This is a genomic window from Ciceribacter ferrooxidans (genome assembly GCF_004137355.1).
In the GTDB taxonomy this organism is placed as follows: Bacteria; Pseudomonadota; Alphaproteobacteria; order Rhizobiales; family Rhizobiaceae; genus Allorhizobium; species Allorhizobium ferrooxidans.
The window spans coordinates 174,449-195,679 of the sequence record NZ_SDVB01000238.1 but is presented as its reverse complement, the minus strand read 5'-3'; the positions used below and the strand labels follow the sequence as shown (position 1 = coordinate 195,679).

General features: G+C 64.0%; 21 protein-coding genes. 3 read left to right on the top strand and 18 right to left on the bottom strand.

The window, feature by feature from the left end; all coding sequences use genetic code 11:
• Positions 1-309 precede the first annotated feature (309 nt).
• The 3 genes from EUU22_RS11845 (at position 310) to EUU22_RS11835 (ending at position 5,931) form a co-directional block, all read left to right on the top strand.
• Positions 310-1,500 carry an efflux RND transporter periplasmic adaptor subunit gene (locus tag EUU22_RS11845; protein WP_129332193.1) on the top strand — a complete coding sequence of 397 codons (1,191 nt, stop codon included), beginning with the start codon at positions 310-312 and terminating at the stop codon, positions 1,498-1,500.
• Positions 1,501-1,514: 14 nt separating this feature from the next.
• Complete coding sequence (locus EUU22_RS11840) at positions 1,515-4,841, top strand: efflux RND transporter permease subunit (RefSeq protein ID WP_129332192.1); 3,327 nt, start codon at positions 1,515-1,517, stop codon at positions 4,839-4,841.
• A gap of 400 nt (positions 4,842-5,241) precedes the next feature.
• Positions 5,242-5,931 carry a Crp/Fnr family transcriptional regulator gene (locus tag EUU22_RS11835; RefSeq protein ID WP_165351176.1) on the top strand — a complete coding sequence of 230 codons (690 nt, stop codon included), beginning with the start codon at positions 5,242-5,244 and terminating at the stop codon, positions 5,929-5,931.
• Positions 5,932-5,962: 31 nt separating this feature from the next.
• On the opposite strand, the gene ureG is transcribed toward EUU22_RS11835, so the two are convergent.
• The 18 genes from ureG to urtA all read right to left on the bottom strand — a co-directional run bounded on the left by ureG (position 5,963) and on the right by urtA (position 20,815).
• Positions 5,963-6,574, bottom strand: a complete 612-nt coding sequence (ureG, locus tag EUU22_RS11830) for an urease accessory protein UreG (RefSeq protein ID WP_129332190.1) — start codon at positions 6,572-6,574, stop codon at positions 5,963-5,965.
• Positions 6,571-7,008 carry a DUF3995 domain-containing protein gene (locus EUU22_RS11825; RefSeq protein WP_129332189.1) on the bottom strand — a complete coding sequence of 146 codons (438 nt, stop codon included), beginning with the start codon at positions 7,006-7,008 and terminating at the stop codon, positions 6,571-6,573. The genes ureG and EUU22_RS11825 overlap by 4 nt, the downstream gene beginning before the upstream one ends.
• Positions 7,005-7,676 (bottom strand): urease accessory protein UreF, encoded by a 672-nt coding sequence (locus EUU22_RS11820; RefSeq protein ID WP_129332188.1) that lies wholly within the window; start codon positions 7,674-7,676, stop codon positions 7,005-7,007. Before EUU22_RS11820 ends, EUU22_RS11825 begins: the two co-directional genes overlap by 4 nt.
• Before the next feature lie 6 nt (positions 7,677-7,682).
• The gene (gene ureE, locus EUU22_RS11815; RefSeq protein ID WP_129332187.1) at positions 7,683-8,153 is read right to left on the bottom strand and encodes an urease accessory protein UreE; all 471 of its coding nucleotides are present in this window, start codon (positions 8,151-8,153) and stop codon (positions 7,683-7,685) included.
• 160 nt (positions 8,154-8,313) lie between these two features.
• On the bottom strand, positions 8,314-8,850 hold the full coding sequence (locus EUU22_RS11810) for a peroxiredoxin (RefSeq protein ID WP_165351175.1): 537 nt from the start codon (positions 8,848-8,850) through the stop codon (positions 8,314-8,316).
• A gap of 203 nt (positions 8,851-9,053) precedes the next feature.
• On the bottom strand, positions 9,054-10,766 hold the full coding sequence (ureC, locus tag EUU22_RS11805; RefSeq protein WP_129332185.1) for an urease subunit alpha: 1,713 nt from the start codon (positions 10,764-10,766) through the stop codon (positions 9,054-9,056).
• A 4-nt stretch (positions 10,767-10,770) separates the two neighbouring features.
• Entirely contained in the window at positions 10,771-11,415 is a 645-nt protein-coding gene (locus tag EUU22_RS11800; RefSeq protein WP_129332184.1) for a Urease operon accessory protein, read from the bottom strand.
• A 15-nt stretch (positions 11,416-11,430) separates the two neighbouring features.
• A complete protein-coding gene (locus EUU22_RS11795) occupies positions 11,431-11,850 on the bottom strand; it encodes a lysozyme inhibitor LprI family protein (protein ID WP_129332831.1) in 420 nt (139 codons plus the stop codon).
• Positions 11,851-11,892: 42 nt separating this feature from the next.
• Positions 11,893-12,249: a GFA family protein gene (locus tag EUU22_RS11790; RefSeq protein WP_129332183.1), complete on the bottom strand. Its 357-nt coding sequence runs from the start codon at positions 12,247-12,249 to the stop codon at positions 11,893-11,895.
• Complete coding sequence (locus tag EUU22_RS11785) at positions 12,249-12,554, bottom strand: urease subunit beta (protein ID WP_129332182.1); 306 nt, start codon at positions 12,552-12,554, stop codon at positions 12,249-12,251. The genes EUU22_RS11790 and EUU22_RS11785 overlap by 1 nt, the downstream gene beginning before the upstream one ends.
• A 19-nt stretch (positions 12,555-12,573) precedes the next feature.
• A complete protein-coding gene (locus EUU22_RS11780; protein WP_112688637.1) occupies positions 12,574-12,876 on the bottom strand; it encodes an urease subunit gamma in 303 nt (100 codons plus the stop codon).
• A gap of 26 nt (positions 12,877-12,902) precedes the next feature.
• Entirely contained in the window at positions 12,903-13,721 is an 819-nt protein-coding gene (locus EUU22_RS11775) for an urease accessory protein UreD (RefSeq protein ID WP_129332181.1), read from the bottom strand.
• Entirely contained in the window at positions 13,664-14,815 is a 1,152-nt protein-coding gene (locus EUU22_RS11770; RefSeq protein ID WP_129332180.1) for a CE1 family esterase, read from the bottom strand. Before EUU22_RS11770 ends, EUU22_RS11775 begins: the two co-directional genes overlap by 58 nt.
• Positions 14,816-14,910: 95 nt before the next feature.
• Positions 14,911-15,606, bottom strand: coding sequence for an urea ABC transporter ATP-binding subunit UrtE (gene urtE, locus EUU22_RS11765; RefSeq protein WP_129332179.1), 696 nt, complete (start codon positions 15,604-15,606; stop codon positions 14,911-14,913).
• Positions 15,607-15,781: 175 nt separating this feature from the next.
• Entirely contained in the window at positions 15,782-16,537 is a 756-nt protein-coding gene (gene urtD, locus EUU22_RS11760) for an urea ABC transporter ATP-binding protein UrtD (RefSeq protein WP_129332178.1), read from the bottom strand.
• Between the two features lie 4 nt (positions 16,538-16,541).
• The gene (urtC, locus tag EUU22_RS11755) at positions 16,542-17,711 is read right to left on the bottom strand and encodes an urea ABC transporter permease subunit UrtC (protein ID WP_129332177.1); all 1,170 of its coding nucleotides are present in this window, start codon (positions 17,709-17,711) and stop codon (positions 16,542-16,544) included.
• Positions 17,708-19,312, bottom strand: coding sequence for an urea ABC transporter permease subunit UrtB (gene urtB / locus EUU22_RS11750; RefSeq protein ID WP_129332176.1), 1,605 nt, complete (start codon positions 19,310-19,312; stop codon positions 17,708-17,710). Before urtB ends, urtC begins: the two co-directional genes overlap by 4 nt.
• 213 nt (positions 19,313-19,525) lie before the next feature.
• Entirely contained in the window at positions 19,526-20,815 is a 1,290-nt protein-coding gene (gene urtA, locus EUU22_RS11745) for an urea ABC transporter substrate-binding protein (protein WP_129332175.1), read from the bottom strand.
• Positions 20,816-21,231 lie beyond the last annotated feature (416 nt).

Sequence of the window (21,231 nt, the reverse complement as noted above, 5' to 3'; positions counted from 1 at the left end):
CGAGACGGGCACAGTCCGGCCGTTCCTCGGTCAAAACTGGATGTAACGGCGGCCGTGTGCGCTGCAGGCGTTGATTTACCTGAAACGGCAGCCTAATATTTCGCGCGCAAAGCGCTTTGGAGGGCCTTGCAAGCAGCCTTTACCAAACCCACGTAAACCGCTTGAAGTGCCTTCGGGAAGAATTGTCGGTCGCGTTCAGAGAAGATATACGGCTTCCGTAAAGAGTTACGGAACTCCCGCCGGACTTCTACGGCCATTCTCCGATTTTAGAACAGCGAATTTCTTGAAGTTGAACCTCGGAAGGGACAGATGAGTCGATACCTGAACACGACGGCCGTGCTGCTGGCACTGAGCACCGTTCTCGCGCCGCTGACCGCTACCGCCGAGGAGGCACCGGCAGCCAAGACCGAGCAGATCCTCCCGTCGATCGTCGTCAGCGAAGCGAAGGTCCGGAAGCTCGTCGATCGCGTCGTTGCGACCGGCACCATCAAGCCGGTCGAGGAGATTTACGTCCAGCCGCAGGTCGAGGGACTGTCGATCCGCTCGCTCGAAGCCGATATCGGCGACCGGGTGGAAGCAGACGGCGTGCTCGCCCGTCTCTCCGACGACAGCCTGCTTCTGCAGAAGAGCCAGCTCGTCGCGACCAGGGCCAAGGCGGAGGCGGCGCTCGCCCAGTACAAGGCCCAGTTGGCCGATGCGGAAGCGAACGCTGCGGAAGCCGAACGGCAGTACAAGCGTGCGACCACGCTCGGCAAGTCCGGCACCGTCTCGACGTCGCAAATCGAACAGGCGGAAACCGCCGCGACCAGCGCCAAGGCCAAGGTCAACAGCACCGAACAGGCGATCGCGATTGCCGAAGCCGATATCAAGGTCGTCGACAGCCAGATCGCCGACATCGACCTGAAGCTCGCCCGTACCGATATCAAGACGCCGGCCGCGGGTGTCGTCGCCTCACGTACCGCCAAGATCGGTGCGATTGCGAGCGGCGCCGGCCAACCGCTCTTCACCGTCATCCGTGACGGCCAGATCGAGTTGGTCGCGGATGTTTCGGAAACCGACATCCTGAAAATGAAGGTCGGCCAGAAGGCCAATATCACCGTCGCCGGCGGCGGCTCCACGCTCACCGGCACCGTTCGGCTGATTGCCCCGGTCGTCGACCAACAGACCCGCCTCGGCGCCGTGCACATCGCAATCGACGACGATTCCGGCGCGCGCGCCGGCATGTACGCCAAGGCCGACATCATCGTCGAGGAGGCGACCACGCTTGCCCTTCCCCTCGCCTCGGTGACCACCGAGCGCGGCGGCTCTTTCGCCCGCAAGGTCGAGAGCGGCGTCGTCAAGCAGACGGCGATTGAGATCGGCATCCAGGACGACGGTTTCGTGCAGGTCGTCAGCGGACTGAAGGAAGGCGACGAGGTCGTCGCCAAGGCCGGTGCTTTCGTCGGAGACGGCGATCACATCAATCCCGTGCGTGAACAGCAGACTGCCGTGTCGAACTGACCCGAGGTTAACCCATGAACTTCTCCGCCTGGTCGATCCGCAATCCGATTGCGCCGCTGCTCGCCTTCGCCCTTCTGGTGGTCGTCGGCCTGCAGTCGTTCTACACGCTGCCGATCACCCGCTTTCCGAACATCGACGTGCCGGTGGTGGCGATTACCATCACCCAGAGTGGCGCGTCGCCCGCCGAACTGGAAATGCAGGTCACCAAGGAGATCGAGGACGCCGTCGCCTCGATCAGTGGCATCGACGAGATCCAGTCGACGGTGACCGACGGCCAGTCCCAGACGGTCGTCGTGTTCCGCATCGAGAAACCGACAGACGAGGCCGTCCAGGACACCAAGGACGCGATCGACAAGATCCGCGGCGACTTGCCGGCCGGCATCGACGAACCGATCGTCTCCAAGGTCGACGTCGAGGGTCAGGCGATCCAGACCTTCGCCGTCTCTTCGCCCAACATGACGCTCGAGGAACTCTCCTGGTTCGTCGACGACACGATCAAGCGCGCGCTGCAGGGCGAGCCCGGCATCGGCCGCATCGACCGTTACGGCGGCTCCGATCGCGAAATCCTGGTGTCGCTGAACGCCGACCGCCTCGATGCCCACGGCATCACGGCGGCCGACGTGAACGGCCAGCTTCGCGGCACTAACCTCGATCTCGGCTCCGGCCGCGGCCAGGTCGCCGGCAACGAACAGACGATCCGCACACTGGGCGACGCCAAGGATGTCGCGCGTCTCGCGGAAACGACGATCGCGCTGCCCAACGGACGCTTCGTCAAGCTCGCCGATCTCGGGACGATCAAGGACACGTACGAGGAGCCGAAGTCGTTCTCGCGCTTCAACGGCACGCCGTCCGTCACCTTTGCGGTCTTCCGCGCCAAGGGAGCGAGCGAAGTGTCGGTCGCCGAGACGGTCGCCAAGAAGCTCGATCAGGTTCGGGAGGCTCATCCCGACGTCAAGATCGAGATGGTCGACGATTCCGTCTACTTCACCTACGGCAACTACGAGGCGGCGCTCCACACGCTGATGGAAGGTTCGATCCTCGCCGTCATCGTGGTGTTCCTGTTCCTCCACAACTGGCGTGCGACGCTGATTGCCGCGGTTGCCCTGCCGCTCTCGGCCATACCCACCTTCTGGGTGATGGACCTCATGGGCTTCTCGCTGAACCTCGTGAGCTTCCTCGCACTCACGCTCGCGACAGGTATCCTGGTCGACGACGCGATCGTGGAGATCGAGAACATCGCCCGCCACATCAAGCTCGGCAAGACGCCCTATCGGGCGGCGATCGAGGCCGCCGACGAAATCGGCCTCGCCGTCATCGCGACGAGCTTCACGATCATCGCCGTCTTCGTGCCGGTATCTTTCATGCCCGGCATCGGCGGACAGTATTTCATCCAGTTCGGCCTGACGGTTGCCTTCTCGGTGCTGTTCTCGCTTCTCGTCGCCCGCTTCATCACGCCGTTGATGGCGGCCTACCTGATGCGCGCGGAAGACGGCATGGAGGACCATCACGACAACGACAGCCGCTTGATGAAGACCTACACCCGGTTGGTGACCGGAACGACGAGCAAGTGGTACTCGCGCTACGCGACGCTTGCCGCGGCGATCCTCTTCCTCGTCGGTTCCATGGCGCTGCTGTCGCAGGTGCCGGGCAGCTTCATGCCGCCGGACGATTCCTCCCGCATCGTGCTCTCGGTCGAACTGCCGCCGAATGCGACGCTCGAGGAGACCTCCGCCGCCAGCGACCAGGTCTATGAGGCCGTCCGCGATCTCGAGGGTGTCGAAAGCGTCTTCGTGCTCGGCGGCGCCTCGCCCAAGGGCGACCTGGAGCTGCGCCGCGCAACGGTCCGCATCATCCTGCAGAACATCGACCATTCGCTGGTGAAGGTTCTCGTGAACAAGGGACTCGGTTCGCTGCCCCTGATCGGCTCCTATCTGCCGAAAATCGAGGAGAAGGGCCGCACCCGCCCGCAGTGGGAGGTCGAGAAGGAGGTCTTCGCCAAGGTCCGTTCGATCCCCGACGTTCGCATTTCCAAGGTGAACGACCGCGCCGAGCGTGAACTCACGTTTAACTTCCTCTCCACCAACGAACAGGACCTGAACGACGCGGTCCGTCTCCTGGAATCGCGGCTGCGTGCCTCGCCGATCCTCGCCAATGTCAGCTCGGAGGGTGCCCTGCCCCGGCCCGAACTGCAGATCCGCCCGCACAAGGACGAGATCGCCCGCCTCGGCATCACGCCGCAGCAGATCGCCCAGACCGTGCGTGTCGCCACCATCGGCGACATCGATGCGCAGCTCACCAAGATCTCGCTCGACGACCGGCAAATCCCGATCCGCGTGCAGATGGCGCTCGATGTCCGGCGTGACCTCGCCGCGATCCGGGCCCTGAAGGTGCAGACCGCAACCGGCCAGACCGTGCCGCTCTACAGCATCGCCGACGTCGACTACTCGGAGGGCCCGAGCTCGATCAAACGCAATGCCCGCAGTCGCGTCGTGGCAATCGGCTCCGACGTTCCGCAGGGAACGGCGCTCGATACCGCGACCGCCGAGTTCAAACGCATCGTCGACGAGACGAAGTTGCCGCCGGCAGTGCGTCTGGCAGAAAGCGGCGATGCGAAGATCCAGGCCGAGATGACCGCGAGCTTCGGCAACGCGATGCTGATGGGCCTGATGCTGGTTCTCGTCGTGCTGATCCTGCTTTTCAAGGACGTGCTCCAGCCCTTCACCATCCTGTTTTCGCTGCCGCTCGCGATCGGTGGCGTGGCGGTGGCGCTGATCATCACCCAGAACGCGCTCTCCATGCCGGTACTGATCGGCATCCTGATGCTGATGGGTATCGTCACGAAGAACGCCATCCTGCTCGTGGACTTCGCGATCGAGATGCGCAACCGCGGAATGAGCCGCGTCCAGGCGATGGTGGAAGCCGGCCGCAAGCGCGCCCGGCCGATCATCATGACCTCGATTGCCATGTCTGCCGGCATGTTGCCGTCCGCCATGGGCGTCGGCGAAGGCGGCTCTTTCCGCGCGCCGATGGCGATCGCGGTGATCGGTGGCATCATCGTCTCGACCGCCCTCAGCCTGCTGGTCGTGCCGGCCTTCTTCCTGATCATGGACGACCTGTCGCACCTGCTCGGCTGGATCTTCGGCCGCTTGGTCGGCCGGAAGGAAGAGGAGGAAGAGACACTCAGCGCCGAAGAGCTCAGCGAGCGCACCCGCAGGAACGACGAGGCATTGGCTGCCATCGAGCACCGTCTGGCCAGCATCGAAAAGCGCGCCTCCGGAGGAACCCCGGTACCGGCGGATTCGAACAAGCTCGTGCCGATTCGCCCGCTCGCCGCCGAGTAAATCGACATACACACCGCAAACGGAGAAAGAGCCGGGAAACCGGCTCTTTTTCGTTGTTATACAGGCTCATGGCTGTCGATTTTTCGCGAATGGGCGCGAGGCGATTGATCGAAATCAAATCGTCACTTCCCGCCCTTGCTTATCCTGCCTCGCACTGGGGAATGAGTGCAGCGTAGGTCGTTTCCCGGTTTTGGGAGTGAGGCGTGGTCGGACCTTCGCCGCGGGTTGACCGTGGCAGTGGAACGGCGGCTCGGAGCGGCCGGGGAAACACGGGCCGAGGACCGCCGGCGGCGTGTACTGCTCGGACGGAAACGACTCCCAGCGAAGCCGGATCGATGACCATCTCCCAGAAACCGGCAACGAGCCCTGCGTCTGCCACGCAAGGCCGGCAGGAATGGTGATACCTGTGAACAAGACATTGAAGCTGAACACACGCGACAAGAACATACTGCTGAAGAGTTCCTTTATGGAATCCCTCGGCCCTGCCTCGATGGCGCGGATGCTCGACCTTGCGACCGTCACCAACTTCGAGGCCCGCGACATTCTCTTCCGGGAAGGCGAGGCGGCGGAATACTTCTACTGCGTCCTCACCGGTTATGTGCGGCTCTACCGGCTGAACAGAGACGGCCGCGAGGCCGACATCCGCATCTGCGGGCCGGGAGACACTTTCGCCGAATGCCTGCTCGCGTGCGGCGACCGCTACCTCTACAACGCCCAGGCAGCGGAAAACGTCGTGGTCGCGCGTTTCGAACTGCAGAAGGTGCGCCAGCTCGCCGAGCAGGAAAAGGACGTGGCGAAAGCCGTGATCCAGTGCCTGTCCGCGCACCTGCGCAGCAGCATGGACTGCATCGCCAACGACCGGCTGCAGACGGCACCCCAGCGCGTCGCCCATTACCTGCTCGACAACTGCCCGCAGGACGGCAGCTCCGCGTCGATCCGCCTGCCTTTCCAGAAGAGCCTGCTCGCCGGCAAGCTCGGACTGGCGCCCGAGGCGCTGTCGCGTGCCTTCTCGTCGCTCCGCCGGGCCGGCGTCACGGTGCGCGGCCGCATCATCCAGATCAACGATATCAGCGCGCTGAAACAGATCTGAACCGAGGCCTGCCGGACACGACAGCCGGCGGTCAGAGGCCGCCGGTTTCCTTGATGAACTGCACGATATCCTCCACACCCGCGCCGCGCTTCATGTCGGAGAAGACGTAGGGTTTGGCGTTGCGCATCCGGCGTGCGTCGCGATCCATCACGTCGAGATCGACCTCGACGTAAGGAGCGAGATCCTTCTTGTTGATCACCAGAAGGTCCGACCGGGTAATGCCGGGCCCGCCCTTGCGCGGGATTTCCTCGCCCTGGCAGACGGAGATCACATAGATCGTCAGGTCGGCGAGATCGGGCGAGAATGTCGCCGCCAGATTGTCGCCACCCGATTCGATGAAGACGACGTCGAGATCGGGAAAGCGACGATTGAGGTCGGCGATCGCCTGCAGGTTGATCGTCGCATCCTCGCGGATCGCCGTGTGCGGACAGCCGCCGGTCTCGACGCCGACCACACGGTCGGAGGAGAGCGCCTGCATGCGCACGAGTGCATCGGCATCCTCGCGCGTATAGATGTCATTGGTGACGACGGCGACCGAATAGTCGGCGCGCAGCGCCTTGCAGAGCTTTTCGGTGAGCGCCGTCTTGCCGGAGCCCACCGGGCCGCCGATGCCGATGCGCAAGGGTCCGTTTGCCGATTTCATGCCGTGTATCCCGTTGCAAGAAGTATGAAGCCCGCGCCGATCACGAGGCAGAGCGGCCCATAATAGCGCCGGTCGAGCCTCGCGAAAGGCTGCTGCGGAACCCGCGCCCGCCAGGCCGGCAGATAGGCCGCAACGCCGCGGGCGAGAAAGACGAACGCAAGGATCATGCCCAGGGATGTAAGCGACCAGTCCCAAAGCGGCCAGGCGCAGAGGGAGGCAAGGGCAAGCCCAACATAGGCGGAAAAGGCGAGCGCGGCGGCAACCAGCACGGCGGCCGCCGGCGGCGGCATATGCTCCTGCCCTTTGAAGCCGACCACCATCCGCACAAGTTCCCGCTCGCTCGCAGCCGGAAAGCTCGAACCGGCTGCCCAGGCGAGATGAAGGGCCGCAATCGCGAGAAGCAGGACGGCGAGGAGAAGGGCGAGCGCGGTCATGAGAGGAACAGCCTCGAATGCTGGGTCTCGTGCCTGAGGCTCATCTGGTCGGCGACGAGCGTCGCGCTGCCGAGATCCTCGAGCGTCGACGAGACCGCCTTCTCCGCCTGCTCGGCGATGACCTCTTCCAGGAAGGAGAGGAGCGCGACACCCTGGCTCTGCCCGAGGACGCCGAGGCGGATCGCCGCCGAGACGAGCTGCGACACCGCAGCGTGGAGGAAGGCGGCGACGGTCTCGGCAAGGCCGACACCGTTCGAGGCAGCGACGGCGCCGACCGCGACGCTGTAGGCCGTTCCGTCGTCGAGCACATCCGGAACAGAGCCGGGCCAGGCGCTCGCGGCCGCAAGAAAGGCGCCGCCCTGTCGTGAGATTTCGAGATGGCGTTCGGCCGATCCGGCGAGAGCCGTGGCGAGCTCGGCGACCTCCCGCAGCCGTTCATCCTCGGCCGCAGCGCGGTGGGCCTCGGCAAGCAGCACCGCGTCGTTTCGGAGGCTGCCGTTTCGAAGCAGGGTCAGGAGCCAGTCCTTCAGCGTCTCGGCCGACGACACGTGTTCCGACTGGACCGCGGCTTCGAGGCCACCGGAATAGGCAAAGCCGCCGACCGGGAAAGCCGGCGAAAGCCAGGCCATCAGCCGCAACAGGCCCTCGACTGCCGGGCGTTCACGCATGGCCGCTCATTCGCGGCCGCCGTGTACGTGGCCGTTGTTGTCGCCATGGGTGTGATAGGCCCCTCGCATCGGCTGGAAGGCTTCGACGATCTCGACCACCCGCGCCCCAAGCAGTTCGATCATCTCCCGGATCACCCGGTCGCGCAGGATGAGGATGCGATCCGCCTCGATCTGCGCCGACATGTGGCGGTTGCCGAGGTGCCAGGCGAGTTCCGCCAGGTGCAGAGCGTCGCGCGGAACGATTTCGTAGAGTGGTTCCTTCGCCGCCCGGATCTCCACCTGGTCGCCATTGTCGAGGACCAGCCGGTCTCCGTCGCCGAAGACCACCGGTTCCTTGAGGTCGAGCATGACCATGTCACCGTCGGTGAGGTGAAGGAGCTTCCGCCTCAGGTGCCGCTCGTCATGGGCGAGCACCACCGTGCCGACGGGAAGAGCGGCCGATGTGCCGGCCGAGAGATAGGTCGTGATACGCTGCATGGCTAATCCGAACTGACTATCCCGGAAAAATGCAGAATTTGAGCGTGCACCGCAACACTGAAGTTGTAATCACAATTAACGATAGCACATCTTCCCAAACACACCAAAAAGGGCGCCGGCCAGCCGGCCGACGCCCTCGGAACCAGGAGCCGCGAAAGCCTCAGGCCGCCTGCTTTTCCTGCAGCTTCGCGAGAATGTTCTGCGGCGAGGAAACGCCGTAGGGATCGCTTTCGCAGTTGTCGGAGAAGCCTTCTTCCTCGAACCACTGTTCGATCGAGCCGTTGTTGATGATCGCCGCATAGCGCCAGGAGCGCATGCCGAAACCGAGATTGTCCTTGCGGACCAGCATGCCCATCTTGCGGGTGAACTCGCCGGAACCGTCGGGGATCAGCTTGACGTTCTCGAGGTTCTGCTGCTTGCCCCAGGCGTTCATGACGAAGGCGTCGTTGACCGAGATGCAGTAGATCTCGTCGATGCCTTCGGCCTTGAACTCGTTGTACATCTTCTCGAAGTCGGGAAGCTGGTAGGTCGAGCAGGTCGGGGTGAAGGCGCCCGGCAGCGAGAACAGGATGACCCGCTTGCCCTTGAAGTAGTCGTCCGAGGTGACGTCCTGCCAACGATAGGGGTTCGGACCGCCGACGGACTCGTCACGGACGCGGGTACGGAAGGTGACGTGGGGCACTTTCTTGCCGATCAGCATAGCAATCTCCTTGCATGGGAAACACGGTCGCCGGCGCATCGGGGACGGAGCGCCGAACTTGCGAATTAGAACTAGCGTAAAACTGGTTGCAACGCAGCATGAAACATCGTCGCAGGGCGGATGCATGGCTGGGTTGCGGCGAGCGCATAGCTGAGGCGCCCACCATCGTCGCAGCCACGCAGCGGCTGTTCAGCCGATCGTCAGAACAGGAAATACCGCTGAGCCATCGGCAGCTTCGTCGCCGGCTCGCAGGTGAGGAGCTCGCCGTCGGCGCGCACCTCGTAGGTTTCCGGATCGACCTCGATTTCCGGCGTCAGGTCGTTGTGGATCATCGACGCCTTGGAAATGCCCCCGCGGGTATTCCTGACGGCGACGAGTCGCTTGGCAACGCCGAGCCTCTTTGCGAGCCCGGCATCGAGCGCGGCCTGGGAGACGAAGGTGACGGAGGAATTGGTCCGCGCCTTGCCGTAGGCGCCGAACATCGGCCGGTAATGCACCGGCTGCGGCGTCGGGATCGAGGCGTTCGGATCGCCCATCGGTGCGGCGACGATCGTCCCGCCCATCAGCACCATGTCCGGCTTGACGCCGAAGAAGGCCGGGTTCCAGAGGACGAGGTCCGCCCGCTTGCCGATCTCGACGGACCCGATCTCATGGCTGACGCCGTGGGCGATCGCCGGGTTGATCGTGTATTTGGCGATATAGCGCTTCACCCGGGCATTATCGTTGTCGCCGGTCTCCTGCGGCAGCCGCCCGCGCTGGCGCTTCATCTTGTCAGCGGTCTGCCAGGTGCGGATCGCCACCTCCCCGACGCGGCCCATCGCCTGGCTGTCGGAGGAAATGATCGAGAAGGCGCCAATGTCGTGCAGGATGTCTTCCGCCGCGATCGTCTCCTTGCGGATGCGGCTTTCGGCAAAGGCGATGTCTTCCGGGATCGACGCCGACAGGTGATGGCACACCATCAGCATGTCGAGATGCTCGGCAATGGTGTTGACCGTATAGGGTCGTGTCGGGTTCGTCGAAGACGGGATGACGTTCGCCTGCCCGCAGATGCGGATGATGTCCGGCGCGTGTCCGCCGCCCGCCCCTTCCGTGTGGAAGGCGTGGATCGTCCGGCCCTTGATGGCGCCGATCGAATCTTCCACGAAGCCCGACTCGTTCAGCGTGTCGGTGTGGATCATCACCTGCACATCGTACTGGTCGGCGACCGAGAGGCAGCAATCGATCGCCGCCGGCGTCGTTCCCCAGTCCTCGTGCAGTTTCAGCGACGAGGCGCCGCCGAGCACCATCTCTTCGAGCGCCCCCGGCAGCGAGGCATTGCCCTTGCCGGCAAAGGCGAGGTTCATCGGGAAGGCATCCGCCGCCTCGATCATCCGCGCGATGTGCCAGGGACCGGGCGTACAGGTGGTGGCGAGCGTCCCGTGCGCAGGTCCGGTGCCGCCGCCGAGCATGCAGGTGATGCCGGACATCAGCGCCTCCTCGATCTGCTGCGGGCAGATGAAGTGGATGTGGCTGTCCATGCCGCCGGCGGTCACGATCTTGCCCTCGCCCGCAATCGCCTCGGTACCCGGCCCGACGATGATCGTGACGCCCTGCTGCGTGTCGGGATTGCCGGCCTTGCCGATCGCGACGATGCGCCCGTCCTTGAGTCCGATGTCGGCTTTCACGATCCCCCAGTGGTCGACGATCAGCGCATTGGTGATGACCGTATCGACCGCACCCGCCGCGCGCGTCACCTGGCTCTGGCCCATGCCGTCGCGGATGACCTTGCCGCCGCCGAACTTCACCTCGTCGCCATAGGTCGTATAGTCCTTCTCGACCTCGACGAAGAGTTCGGTATCGGCGAGCCTGACCTTGTCGCCGGTCGTCGGACCGAACATCGAGGCGTAGGCGGCGCGGGACATCTTGTAGGACATCGGATCAGGCTCCTTCCGGGGGAGAGACGAAATCGGTGCGCTGTAGGCGGCTGAGCCTGCCCGCGGCAATGTAGGAATCGATGAGACGCCGCTCGGCGGCGAAGGGATGGCCGTCCCAGCCTTCATGCGAAAAGCCGGTCAGGACGACGTCGTCACCGGCGCCCTCTGCCCGCGCGAGGACGCTTGCCACGACGACCAAGCCGCTGCTCGGAACGACGTAGTCGCCCGGATCGAACGGCACGAGCGCGGCATCAACGGCTTCGTGCACGGACCGGTCGATGATCACGTGGGTCTTGCCGATGTCGCCTGCGAAGGCCGCGAGCGCATCGGTGTAGTCATCGCAGAAATCCGTAAGCTCTGGATGGGTCAGCATCAGCGCCGGATGCAGCGCGCGGAATTTTTCCGGGTCACGGACCGACCAGATTTCCCGGCAGTCGGCGACCGGCCGGCTCGCTCGCCATTCGGGCGAGGAGAGCATCGTGAGCGCCGGCCGGCCGGTATTGCAGACGGCAACGACGTCCGTGCGGCTGCCGCTAGAACCGAAATTGCGGCATTCGTTGAAGCGCACGACCATGTCGGCTGCGTCGATCGCCTCCGCTGCACCCTGCGGCACCTCACCGTTTCCGACAATGACGATCCGTCGTCCCATCCGCCTGCGGTCCTGCTACTCGACGCCGTTCGCGAGTTCTTCGAGTTCCTTGGTCCGCTTGGCGGTCAGGTCCGCCAGGCAGGAAGAAACGATCATCGGATACATGCTTCCGCCCCAGACGCTGTAGCCGACGGCGTTGCACTGATTGTCGCGGTACTGGATCCAGGCGCGCTGCGCCGCCAGCAGGGCCTCGACCGCCCCCTTGTTCTCTGCATCAAGCTCGGCATCCCAGTCGGCCATCACCTTCTTGGTCTTCGACCACTGGGCATTCAGCGACTTGTCGGCCTTCTCGTAGTCCCGCTGCGAGCAGACATTCATGTCGAACTGGGTCATCGCGTTTTGGCAGTCAACCTCGGGCTCATCCTCGGCCGCGGCGGGAACCACGAAAGTAAGGCCGGCGAGAAGGGTCGTGGCCAAGCCGTAGCGGGAAGACATGGAAAAACTCATGGCGATTGAAACCCTTGGCTGAAAATGCAGTTAGACCGATGCGCCGTCGAAAGCCTGCGAGGGAAGCGAGCGGGCGTCGACGCCGTCGAGCGTATTGACGTTGAGCGCCACCATCTGTCTTCCGTCCGGCGTCTCTCCGAAGGAGAAGCTCTGGATGCCGCAGGTCTTGCAGAACAGATGATGGATCAGGTGCTTGTTGAACTGGTATTCGGTGAGATTGTCCTCGCCGGAATTCAGCTTGAAGGCCTCCCGCGGCGCGAAGGCCAGAACCGATCCGAGGCGCCGGCAGCGCGAGCAGTTGCACACCACCGTGTGCCCGAGATCGACGTCGACGTCGAAATCCACCGCCCCGCACTGGCAACTTCCGTGATAATGCAAAACCGCCATCAGAGTGCTCCCATGATCTTCTGCCGAAAACCGTAGACCTCGCGCTTGCCAGAAAGCGGGATCAGCGTGACCTGCCGCGTCTGGCCCGGCTCGAAGCGCACCGCCGTTCCGGCCGGAATATCGAGCCGCATCCCTCTCGCCGTCTCGCGGTCGAAGGAGAGGCCGGCATTGGCCTCGAAGAAGTGATAGTGGCTGCCGACCTGTACGGGCCGGTCGCCCGTGTTGGACACCTCGACGGTCACGGTCGGAAGGCCGGCATTCAGCTCGATTTCGCCTTTTGCGGCAATGATTTCACCGGGGATCATGAATCAGTCCTCCAATGGCTTAACGTATCGGTTCATGCACGGTCACGAGCTTCGTGCCGTCCGGAAAGGTCGCCTCGACCTGCACGTCGTGGATCATCTCGGCGATGCCCTCCATCACCTGGTCGCGGGTGATCACATGCGCCCCGGCCTCCATGAGGTCGGCGACCGAACGCCCGTCGCGCGCGCCTTCCACTACGAAGTCGGTGATGAGCGCGATCGCTTCCGGATAGTTGAGCTTCACCCCCCGCTCGAGCCGGCGGCGCGCCACCATGGCCGCCATGGCGATCAGGAGTTTGTCTTTTTCTCTCGGCGTGAGGTTCATGCCCGCTCCACTCTTCTTGACGACTGTCAGAGATTCCAGACTTTCTGCATAGTCGCGCCTGCGCGCAAGGCCGAAACGATTGGAACCAGATTTTGTCTGAGCCGGAAGCCGTCGGCGGCGGTCATCCGCACGACGAGCTTGCCGTTCCATCGGCTCGCGCCACCCGGTCCGTCGCCGAGGATCGCGCGCACCTGCGGCAGCAGCGCCTCCCCGAGAGGCCCGACATAAAGCACGGTGGCGAAGGCGACATCGCCGCCGAGAACTGCTTTCGAGGCCGTCAACGCCGCAATATCGCCGTCGAGCCGGAGTTCTTCGGCATGGATCAGCCGCCCGCCGCGCCGGATACGCCAGCGGTCGCGCAGGAGACCGCGGGAGACGCCCTCACCCATCGCCTTGCGGCCGAGCAGAACCGCCTCGACGCAGAGGAATTCGGCGGACGGGTCGAGGTCGACCTCCAGCCGGCGGGTGAGTGAGGCGTTGTCGAAGAGGATCGTTTCCTGCGGCAGCCAGTGGACGCGCGCGCCTGCCGCGGCGCTGACCCGCGTCTCGACCGAGGCGGTTCCGGACGAGGCCTTGTAGATCTTCTCGCAGGCCTGGGTCGTCGCGGTCACGAAGGTGCCGGGACCGGCGGCGACGGACCAGTCCATGCGGTCGCCGCCCGTGAGCCCGCCGCCGGTATTGATGAACACCGCCTCCAGTTCGGCGGTAAAGGTCTCGGGCAACCGGATCTTGGCCGCCCCTTCCTGGTAGAGCTCGGCGATGCGCGTGCGACCGCCGAGCGCTTTCGTCACAAGCCTTCCGACGCCCCGGGCGCGCTGAGGTCTGATATCACTTGCCGGCTGCACGTTGTCCCCTGCCCGCCTTCTGTCGTCGAGGCGGTTATCGTGTTCGCGGCGCAAGCTGTCGTGGTCGCCGTTCCGGCCATCAGCTTGCCTCCCGCATTGCGAAAAAACTCCCACATTCTGTCCGTGGCATCAACCTCGCGGACCGTCTCATCCCCACTCGAGGCAAAGCGGAAGCGGACAGTTCGCGCCGGCCAGTCGTGGCTGGCCCCGGCGATCACGTAGGACACCACGTCCGTCCCGCGGCGGCAGCCCGAATAGCTCGAAACCGTCACCGTCTCGCCCGTATCGATGAGCGGACGACCTTCGCAGCCGTTGAGCTCCGCCCAGCGCCCGACCGCGGCCTCGCCACCATACTGCCAATAGGGCTGTCCACCGCCGGCAAACGGGTTGACGTGGTCCTTGAGGCCTGAAAACGCGATGATCGAGATCGCCTTGGCCGGATGGCAGCTTTCCTTGTGCGGACGCCACACCCCATCCTCCTGCTCGGGATAGCCCGCGCGCAGCCCCATCACGAAGCCGGCGGCGGCGAAATCGTCGTGCCCGTCGCAGACATATTGTGACAGCATCCGCCCGCCGCCCGAATAGCCGGAGGCATAGATGCGGTCCGGATCGATGCAGAACGTGTCCTCGGCCTTCTCGACCGCATCGCGGATGAACGTGCCTTCGTCGAGGCTACCCTCGCGGCTGACACCGGGCAGCGGCTTCACGCCGGGTACGTTCCAGGCATGGGTGCCGGCAAGCGCGCCGTCGAGGCTCCCTTGAAGCGCCATGACGATGAAATCCTCGCGCTCGGCCACCTCGTCCCACCGACTGCGATTGAGCTGGCCGCGCGGATGGCTGTTGGAACCGTGGAAATCGAAGACCAGCGGCACCTTACGGTCGCCAGTATAGGTCGACGGGATGAAGTAGACCGCGTGCCGGTCATGCCCCGCAGAACGGATCGTCATGTCGTGACGACCGGCGGGCATCGGTGTTCCGCAGCCGGTCGCCGCCGATGCATGGCCTGTCATGAACGCAAAAAAGAGAACGCCCGTCGCAAGCAGACCAACGAGGTCTCGCGCCCGCAACGGCTTTCGGACCGCGCTGGATGTCATGGCTGTGCCTTCTGTTAGCAGACGCGGGTAAATACCACGTTCCCCCTCAGCATCAAGCATATATTACTAACATCTCATAAATGATCCGCAACACGTCATACCGTCAGGTGGCGCCGCGCCTCCGGCGTGTCGAGCGTTTCCGCCGTCCCCTGATGCACGATCTCGCCGCGATCCATGATGTAGACCTGATCGGCGAGCTCCCGGCAGAAGTCGAGGTATTGCTCTACGAGCAGGATCGCCATGCCCGTCGTGTCGCGCAGATAGCGGATCGCCCGGCCGATATCCTTGATGATCGACGGCTGGATACCCTCGGTCGGTTCGTCGAGCACGAGGATCTTCGGCCGCGTCACCATGGCCCTCCCGATCGCGAGTTGCTGCTGCTGTCCGCCCGACAGATCGCCGCCGCGCCGTCCCAGCATGGATTGCAGCACGGGAAACAGGCTGAAGATGTCGTCGGGAATGAACCGATCCTTGCGGGCGAGCGGCGCGTAGCCGGTCTCGAGGTTTTCCTTGACCGTCAGCAGCGGAAAGATTTCACGCCCCTGCGGCACGTAGCCGATCCCGGTGCGCGCCCGGTTGAACGGCGCCATGCCGTCGAGCTTCGTGCCGTCGAAGGCGATCGTGCCGGCGGAGACCGGGTGCTGGCCGGTGATCGCCCGCAACAGCGAGGACTTGCCCACCCCGTTGCGTCCCAGCACACAGGTGATCTTGCCCATCTCGGCATTGATCGACACGCCACGCAGCGCCTGCGCCGCACCGTAGTGGAGGTTGATGTTGTCGACTGTCAGCATGGGTTCATCCCCCGAATGAGCAATATAGAGACCCCCTCTGGCCTGCCGGCCATCTCCCCCACAAGGGGGGAGAGACCGAGCCGATAGCACCGGCCCCGACGTCCGAGGTCTGAGGCAGAGACAACCCCTCCCCCTTGTGGGGAGGGGTTGGGGAGGGGAATAGCGCGCCTGAACATCACCGCCCCAGATAGTTCTCGATGACCTTCTGGTCGTTCGAGACGAAATCGATCGATCCTTCGGCGAGCACCGAGCCTTCCGCGAGGCACGTCACCTTGACGCCGAGGTCGCGGATGAAGCCCATGTCGTGCTCGACGACGACCACCGAACGGGTCTTGGCGATCTCCTTGAGGAGCACCGCCGTCTCCGCCGTCTCGGCATCGGTCATGCCGGCGACCGGTTCGTCGACGAGCAGAAGCTTCGGCTCCTGAGCGAGTAGCATGCCGATCTCCAGCCATTGCTTCTGGCCGTGGGAGAGATTGGCGGCGAGATCGTCCTTGCGGCCGGTGAGACGAATCGTTTCGAGGATTTCCTCGATGCGGGCCTTGTCCTCCGCGCTAAGGCGATAGAACAGCGTCGCGAAGACCCCGCGCTTGCGGTTGAGCGCCAGCTCAAGATTGTCCCAGACCGTATGGCTTTCGAAGACGGTCGGCTTCTGGAACTTGCGGCCGATCCCGAGCTCCGCGATCTCCGCCTCGTCCTTCTTCGTCAGATCGATCTTGCCGCCGTCGAAGAAGACCTCGCCCTCGTCGGGCCGTGTCTTGCCGGTGATGATGTCCATCATCGTCGTCTTGCCGGCCCCGTTCGGGCCGATGATGGCGCGAAGCTCGCCGGGTTCGACGATGAAGGACAGCGAATTCAGTGCCTTGAAGCCGTCGAAGGAGACGGAGACACCGTCGAGATAGAGCAGGCTGGACGTCGTCTTGTCGCTCATGGTCTCACTCCGCAGCCACCGGGGCCGGTTGGGATTTCGCGCCTGAGTCCGCCGCATCCTTGTCGGCGGCATCCCGATATTCCCTCCGACGCGCGAGATACTGCTGCACGGTGCCGACGATGCCCTTGGGCAGGAAGAGCGTGACGCCGATGAAGAGGCCACCCAGCGCGAAAAGCCAGAGGTCCGGGAACGCGCCGGTGAAATAGCTCTTTCCCACGTTGACGAGGATCGCTCCGATGATCGGCCCGATCAGCGTGCCGCGTCCACCGACGGCCGTCCACACGACCACTTCGATCGAGTTGGCGGGGGCAAATTCACCCGGGTTGATGATGCCGACCTGCAGCACGAAGAGCGCACCGGCAACGCCCGCCATCATCGCCGAGACGGTGAAGGTGAAGAGCTTGATGTTCTCCACCCGATAGCCGAGGAAGCGCACGCGGCTTTCCGCATCGCGCACGCCGACCAGCACCTTGCCGAACTTGGAGCGGGTGATGGCGGATGCCAGCACGAGGCAAAGCGCCAGGAAGAGCGCCGAGAGCGCGAAGAGCACTGCACGCGTCCCGTCCGCCTGGACGGAGAAGCCGAGGATCTCCTTGTAGTCGGTCAACCCGTTGTTGCCGCCGAAGCCCATGTCGTTGCGGAAGAAAGCAAGCATCAGCGCATAGGTCATCGCCTGGGTGATGATCGACAGATAGACGCCGTTGACGCGGCTCCGGAAGGCGAACCAGCCGAAGACGAAGGCGAGCAGTCCCGGCACGATCAGCACCATCGCCATGGCGACTGGGAACAGGTCCATGCCGTGCCAGAACCACGGCAGTTCCTTCCAGTTCAGGAAGACCATGAAGTCCGGCAAAATCGGGTCGCCATAGACGCCGCGAGATCCGATCTGGCGCATCAGATACATGCCCATCGCATAGCCGCCGAGCGCGAAGAAAGCGCCGTGGCCGAGCGAGAGGATGCCGCAATAGCCCCAGACGAGATCGAGCGCGAGCGCCAAGAGCGCATAGCAGAGATATTTGCCGAGGAGCGACATGATGTAGGTCGGCACATGCAGCGGGCTATCGGGCGGCGTCATGAGGTTGAGCGCCGGAATGAGCAGGGCGAAAGCGACGAGGATGCCGACGGCAATAACGATCTTACCTTCGAGTGCACGCAGGATGAAGCCGGTAATCACGCTTCCACCGCCCTTCCCTTGAGCGCGAAGAGGCCGCGCGGACGCTTCTGGATGAAGAGGATGATGAGGACCAGCACGAGGATCTTGCCGAGCACCGCACCGACGGATGGTTCGAGGAACTTGTTGAGCACGCCGAGCGAGAGCGCCCCGACCAGCGTGCCCCAGAGATTGCCCACCCCACCGAAGACCACGACCATGAAACTGTCGATGATGTAGGACTGGCCGAGATTGGGGCTCACATTGTCGATCTGGCTGAGCGCCACACCGGCGATGCCGGCGATCCCTGAGCCGAGCGCGAAGGTGAAGGCATCGACGAGGGGCGTGCGAATGCCCATGGAAGACGCCATGCGGCGGTTCTGTGTCACGGCGCGCATCTGCAGGCCGAAGGACGAGCGCTTCATCAGCGTCAGCAGCGCGAAGAAGATCGTCAGCGAGAACAGCACGATCCAGAGGCGGTTCCAGGTGATCGTCATGCCGCCGAGCGCAAAGGAACCGGACATCCATGAGGGATTGCCGACCTCCTGGTTGGTCGGACCGAAGATCGTGCGCACGGATTGCTGGAGGATCAGCGATATGCCCCATGTGGCGAGCAGGGTTTCGAGCGGCCGGCCGTAGAGGAAACGGATGACGCCGCGCTCGATGACGAGGCCGATCGCCGCCGTCATCAGGAAGGCGACTGGCAGCGCGATCGCCAGCGACCAGTCGAAGAGATGCGGATAGCTGGTGCGGATGACCTGCTGCACCATGAAGGTGGAATAGGCGCCGATCATCACCATCTCGCCATGCGCCATGTTGATGATGCCCATGACGCCGAAGGTGATCGCAAGCCCGATGGCCGCGAGCAGGAGCACCGAGCCGAGCGAGATGCCGTACCAGACGTTCTGGCCCGCATCCCACAGCATCAGCTGGCTCTCGATGCTGGAGATGGCCGCGTCGAGGTCTGGCCTGAGGCTCTCGTCAATCGTGGAGGACACCGACATCAGGATGCCGATCGCCTCGCGACCGCCGAGCGAGGCGACGGTTTCGATCGCTGCCCGCTTCTCGTCGGCACTGCGGTCGGAGGCAAGCACGGAGACGGCGCGGGCCTCTTCCATGCGCCCCTTCACTTCGACATCCGTTTCCTTGGCAAGCGCCGCCTCTACGAGTTCGAGATTTTCCGCGCTCGGCGACTGCAGGACCGCCTGCGCGGCCGCAAGGCGCACACCGCGATCGGGGCTGAGCAGCGTCAGCCCGCCGAGCGCCGAACGGATGGCGCGGCGGAGATTGTTGTTGACCTTGATCTTGGTGAAGGTCGCCTTCGGCGCCTCGCCAACCGTCTCGCCCGTCAGCGGATCGATCGCTGCGAGGTTCCCGCCCGCCGCCTTCGTGATGAACACCTGACCGTCGGACTTGCGGACATAGAGATCGCCTTCCGCGAAGGCCTCAAGTGCGGGAACAACGCGCGGATCGCCGGTTGCGGCGATCTCACCGAGCAGCTCTTCTGCCTGCTTGAAATTCGCCTTGCCGAGCGCGGTGATCAAATCCTTGGGATCGCTCTGCGCCAGCGAGGGCGCGGCGAGGGAGAGGAAGAAAGACAGGAATACAAGAAAGCGGATCATCATGCGGGTCCCCAGTCGCCGCTCATCCGGCCTGCCGGCCATCTTCTCCCCGTCGAGAGAAAGGGTGGCTCCGGACGTTGCCGGTTCGTAACCACCCTCCCCTTGAGGGGGAGGGTCGAACCGAAGGTTCGGGGTGGGGTGATACTGGACGCAAGATCACCCCCACCCATCGCTTCGCGATGACCTCCCCCCTCAAGGGGGAGGTGGATCAGCCGATCAGCTACCCTTGCCGCCGCACTTGCCGCTGGCGACATTGAAGTTGCCGCAGGACATCGGCTTGCGCCAATCCGAGATCAGGTCCTTGGAGTCCGGCAGGTAGTCGGACCATTCGTCGCCGACGACGGCAGGCGTCTCCTGGACGATTTCGAACTGGCCGTCGGCCTGGATTTCGCCGATCAGCACCGGCTTGGTGATGTGATGGTTCGGCATCACGGTCGAGGTGCCGCCCGAAAGGTTCGGGACCGAGACGCCGATGATCGAGTCGAGAACGGCGTCCGTGTCGGTCGTGCCGGCGGCTTCGACGGCCTTAACCCAGGCGTTGAAGCCGATATAGGCAGCTTCCATCGGGTCGTTGGTCACGCGCTTGTCGTTCTTGGTGAAGGCATGCCAGGTGTTGATAAACTCGGCGTTGACCTCGGCATCGACCGACTGGAAGTAGTTCCAGGCAGCGAGATGGCCGACGAGCGGCGCGGTATCGAGGCCGGCGAGTTCTTCCTCACCGACGGAGAAGGCGACGACCGGGATGTCTTCAGCCTTGATGCCCTGGTTGGCGAGTTCCTTGTAGAAGGGAACGTTGGCGTCACCGTTGATGGTCGAGACGACGGCGGTCTTCTTGCCGGCCGAGCCGAACTTTTTGATGTCGGAGACGATGGTCTGCCAGTCGGAGTGACCGAAGGGCGTGTAGTTGATCATGATGTCTTCTTCGGCAACGCCCTTCGACATCAGATAGGCTTTCAGGATCTTGTTGGTCGTCTGCGGATAAACGTAGTCGGTGCCGGCCAGCACCCAACGCTCGACGCCTTCCTCGTTGGCGAGGTAGTCGACGGCCGGAATCGCCTGCTGGTTCGGCGCGGCACCGGTGTAGAAGATATTGCGCGAGGATTCTTCACCCTCGTACTGGACCGGGTAGAAGAGGATCGAGTTCAGCTCTTCGAAGACCGGCAGGACGGACTTGCGCGACGACGAGGTCCAGCAACCGAAGACGGCCGCAACCTTGTCCTTCTCGATCAGTTCGCGGGCCTTTTCGGCAAACAGCGGCCAGTCGGAGGCCGGGTCGACGACGACGGCTTCGAGCTTCTTGCCGAGAACGCCACCCTTCTTGTTCTGCTCGTCGACGAGCATCAGCATGGCGTCCTTGAGCGTCGTCTCCGAGATCGCCATCGTGCCGGACAGCGAATGCAGGACGCCGATCTTGATCGTGTCGTCGGCGGCGAAGGCGACGGTAAACGCCGTCGTCGACAGCATGGCGGCGGCGAGCGCGCCGCAAAGATGTGCCTTCAGTCTCATCTGATTGTTCCCCTCTTTGTAAGTTCCGCAACCGGGCCGTCTGGGCGTTCGCCGTTGCTGGGGGAACTATCGGCTGCTGCGGTGCAAAACCACATACGTCGTTTGACGTATCCCGAGGGGGGAAAGCTTGCGCCGCGGGATCGCGGCGAGAAGGTGGGGCCGTCACATTTCAGGGAACGTGACGGCCCCTTGCTCGCCTGTGTCCGGCATCAACAGAGCGCAAATGGGGGTGTCGCTCGTTGCGGCGGCAGAGCGAGACGGTCCCTGGCGATGGCTCGGCGACAGGACAGCAGGCGGCAAAATCAGGAGAAGGTGCGGCGCTGGTCTCCAGCGCACCGGACGGGCTTGGTCGCCCCGTTTTCGACACCGGTCGCGTTCATCGTCCTCTCCTCCCCAATCCGTCGCGAGACGTCGTC

Bases quoted from the DNA above. Each gene is read 5' to 3' on its own strand.
- EUU22_RS11785 (WP_129332182.1), bottom strand. From the start codon at position 12,554: ATGATCCCCGGTGAAATCATTGCCGCAAAAGGCGAAATCGAGCTGAAT.
- EUU22_RS11840 (WP_129332192.1), top strand. From the start codon at position 1,515: ATGAACTTCTCCGCCTGGTCGATCCGCAATCCGATTGCGCCGCTGCTC.
- EUU22_RS11845 (WP_129332193.1), top strand. From the start codon at position 310: ATGAGTCGATACCTGAACACGACGGCCGTGCTGCTGGCACTGAGCACC.
- EUU22_RS11825 (WP_129332189.1), bottom strand. From the start codon at position 7,008: ATGACCGCGCTCGCCCTTCTCCTCGCCGTCCTGCTTCTCGCGATTGCG.
- urtD (WP_129332178.1), bottom strand. From the start codon at position 16,537: ATGAGCGACAAGACGACGTCCAGCCTGCTCTATCTCGACGGTGTCTCC.
- EUU22_RS11780 (WP_112688637.1), bottom strand. From the start codon at position 12,876: ATGAACCTCACGCCGAGAGAAAAAGACAAACTCCTGATCGCCATGGCG.
- EUU22_RS11770 (WP_129332180.1), bottom strand. From the start codon at position 14,815: ATGACATCCAGCGCGGTCCGAAAGCCGTTGCGGGCGCGAGACCTCGTT.
- EUU22_RS11800 (WP_129332184.1), bottom strand. From the start codon at position 11,415: ATGGGACGACGGATCGTCATTGTCGGAAACGGTGAGGTGCCGCAGGGT.
- EUU22_RS11795 (WP_129332831.1), bottom strand. From the start codon at position 11,850: ATGTCTTCCCGCTACGGCTTGGCCACGACCCTTCTCGCCGGCCTTACT.
- urtE (WP_129332179.1), bottom strand. From the start codon at position 15,606: ATGCTGACAGTCGACAACATCAACCTCCACTACGGTGCGGCGCAGGCG.
- urtA (WP_129332175.1), bottom strand. From the start codon at position 20,815: ATGAGACTGAAGGCACATCTTTGCGGCGCGCTCGCCGCCGCCATGCTG.
- urtB (WP_129332176.1), bottom strand. From the start codon at position 19,312: ATGATGATCCGCTTTCTTGTATTCCTGTCTTTCTTCCTCTCCCTCGCC.
- EUU22_RS11790 (WP_129332183.1), bottom strand. From the start codon at position 12,249: ATGGCGGTTTTGCATTATCACGGAAGTTGCCAGTGCGGGGCGGTGGAT.
- EUU22_RS11820 (WP_129332188.1), bottom strand. From the start codon at position 7,676: ATGCGTGAACGCCCGGCAGTCGAGGGCCTGTTGCGGCTGATGGCCTGG.
- ureE (WP_129332187.1), bottom strand. From the start codon at position 8,153: ATGCAGCGTATCACGACCTATCTCTCGGCCGGCACATCGGCCGCTCTT.
- ureG (WP_129332190.1), bottom strand. From the start codon at position 6,574: ATGAAATCGGCAAACGGACCCTTGCGCATCGGCATCGGCGGCCCGGTG.
- ureC (WP_129332185.1), bottom strand. From the start codon at position 10,766: ATGTCCTACAAGATGTCCCGCGCCGCCTACGCCTCGATGTTCGGTCCG.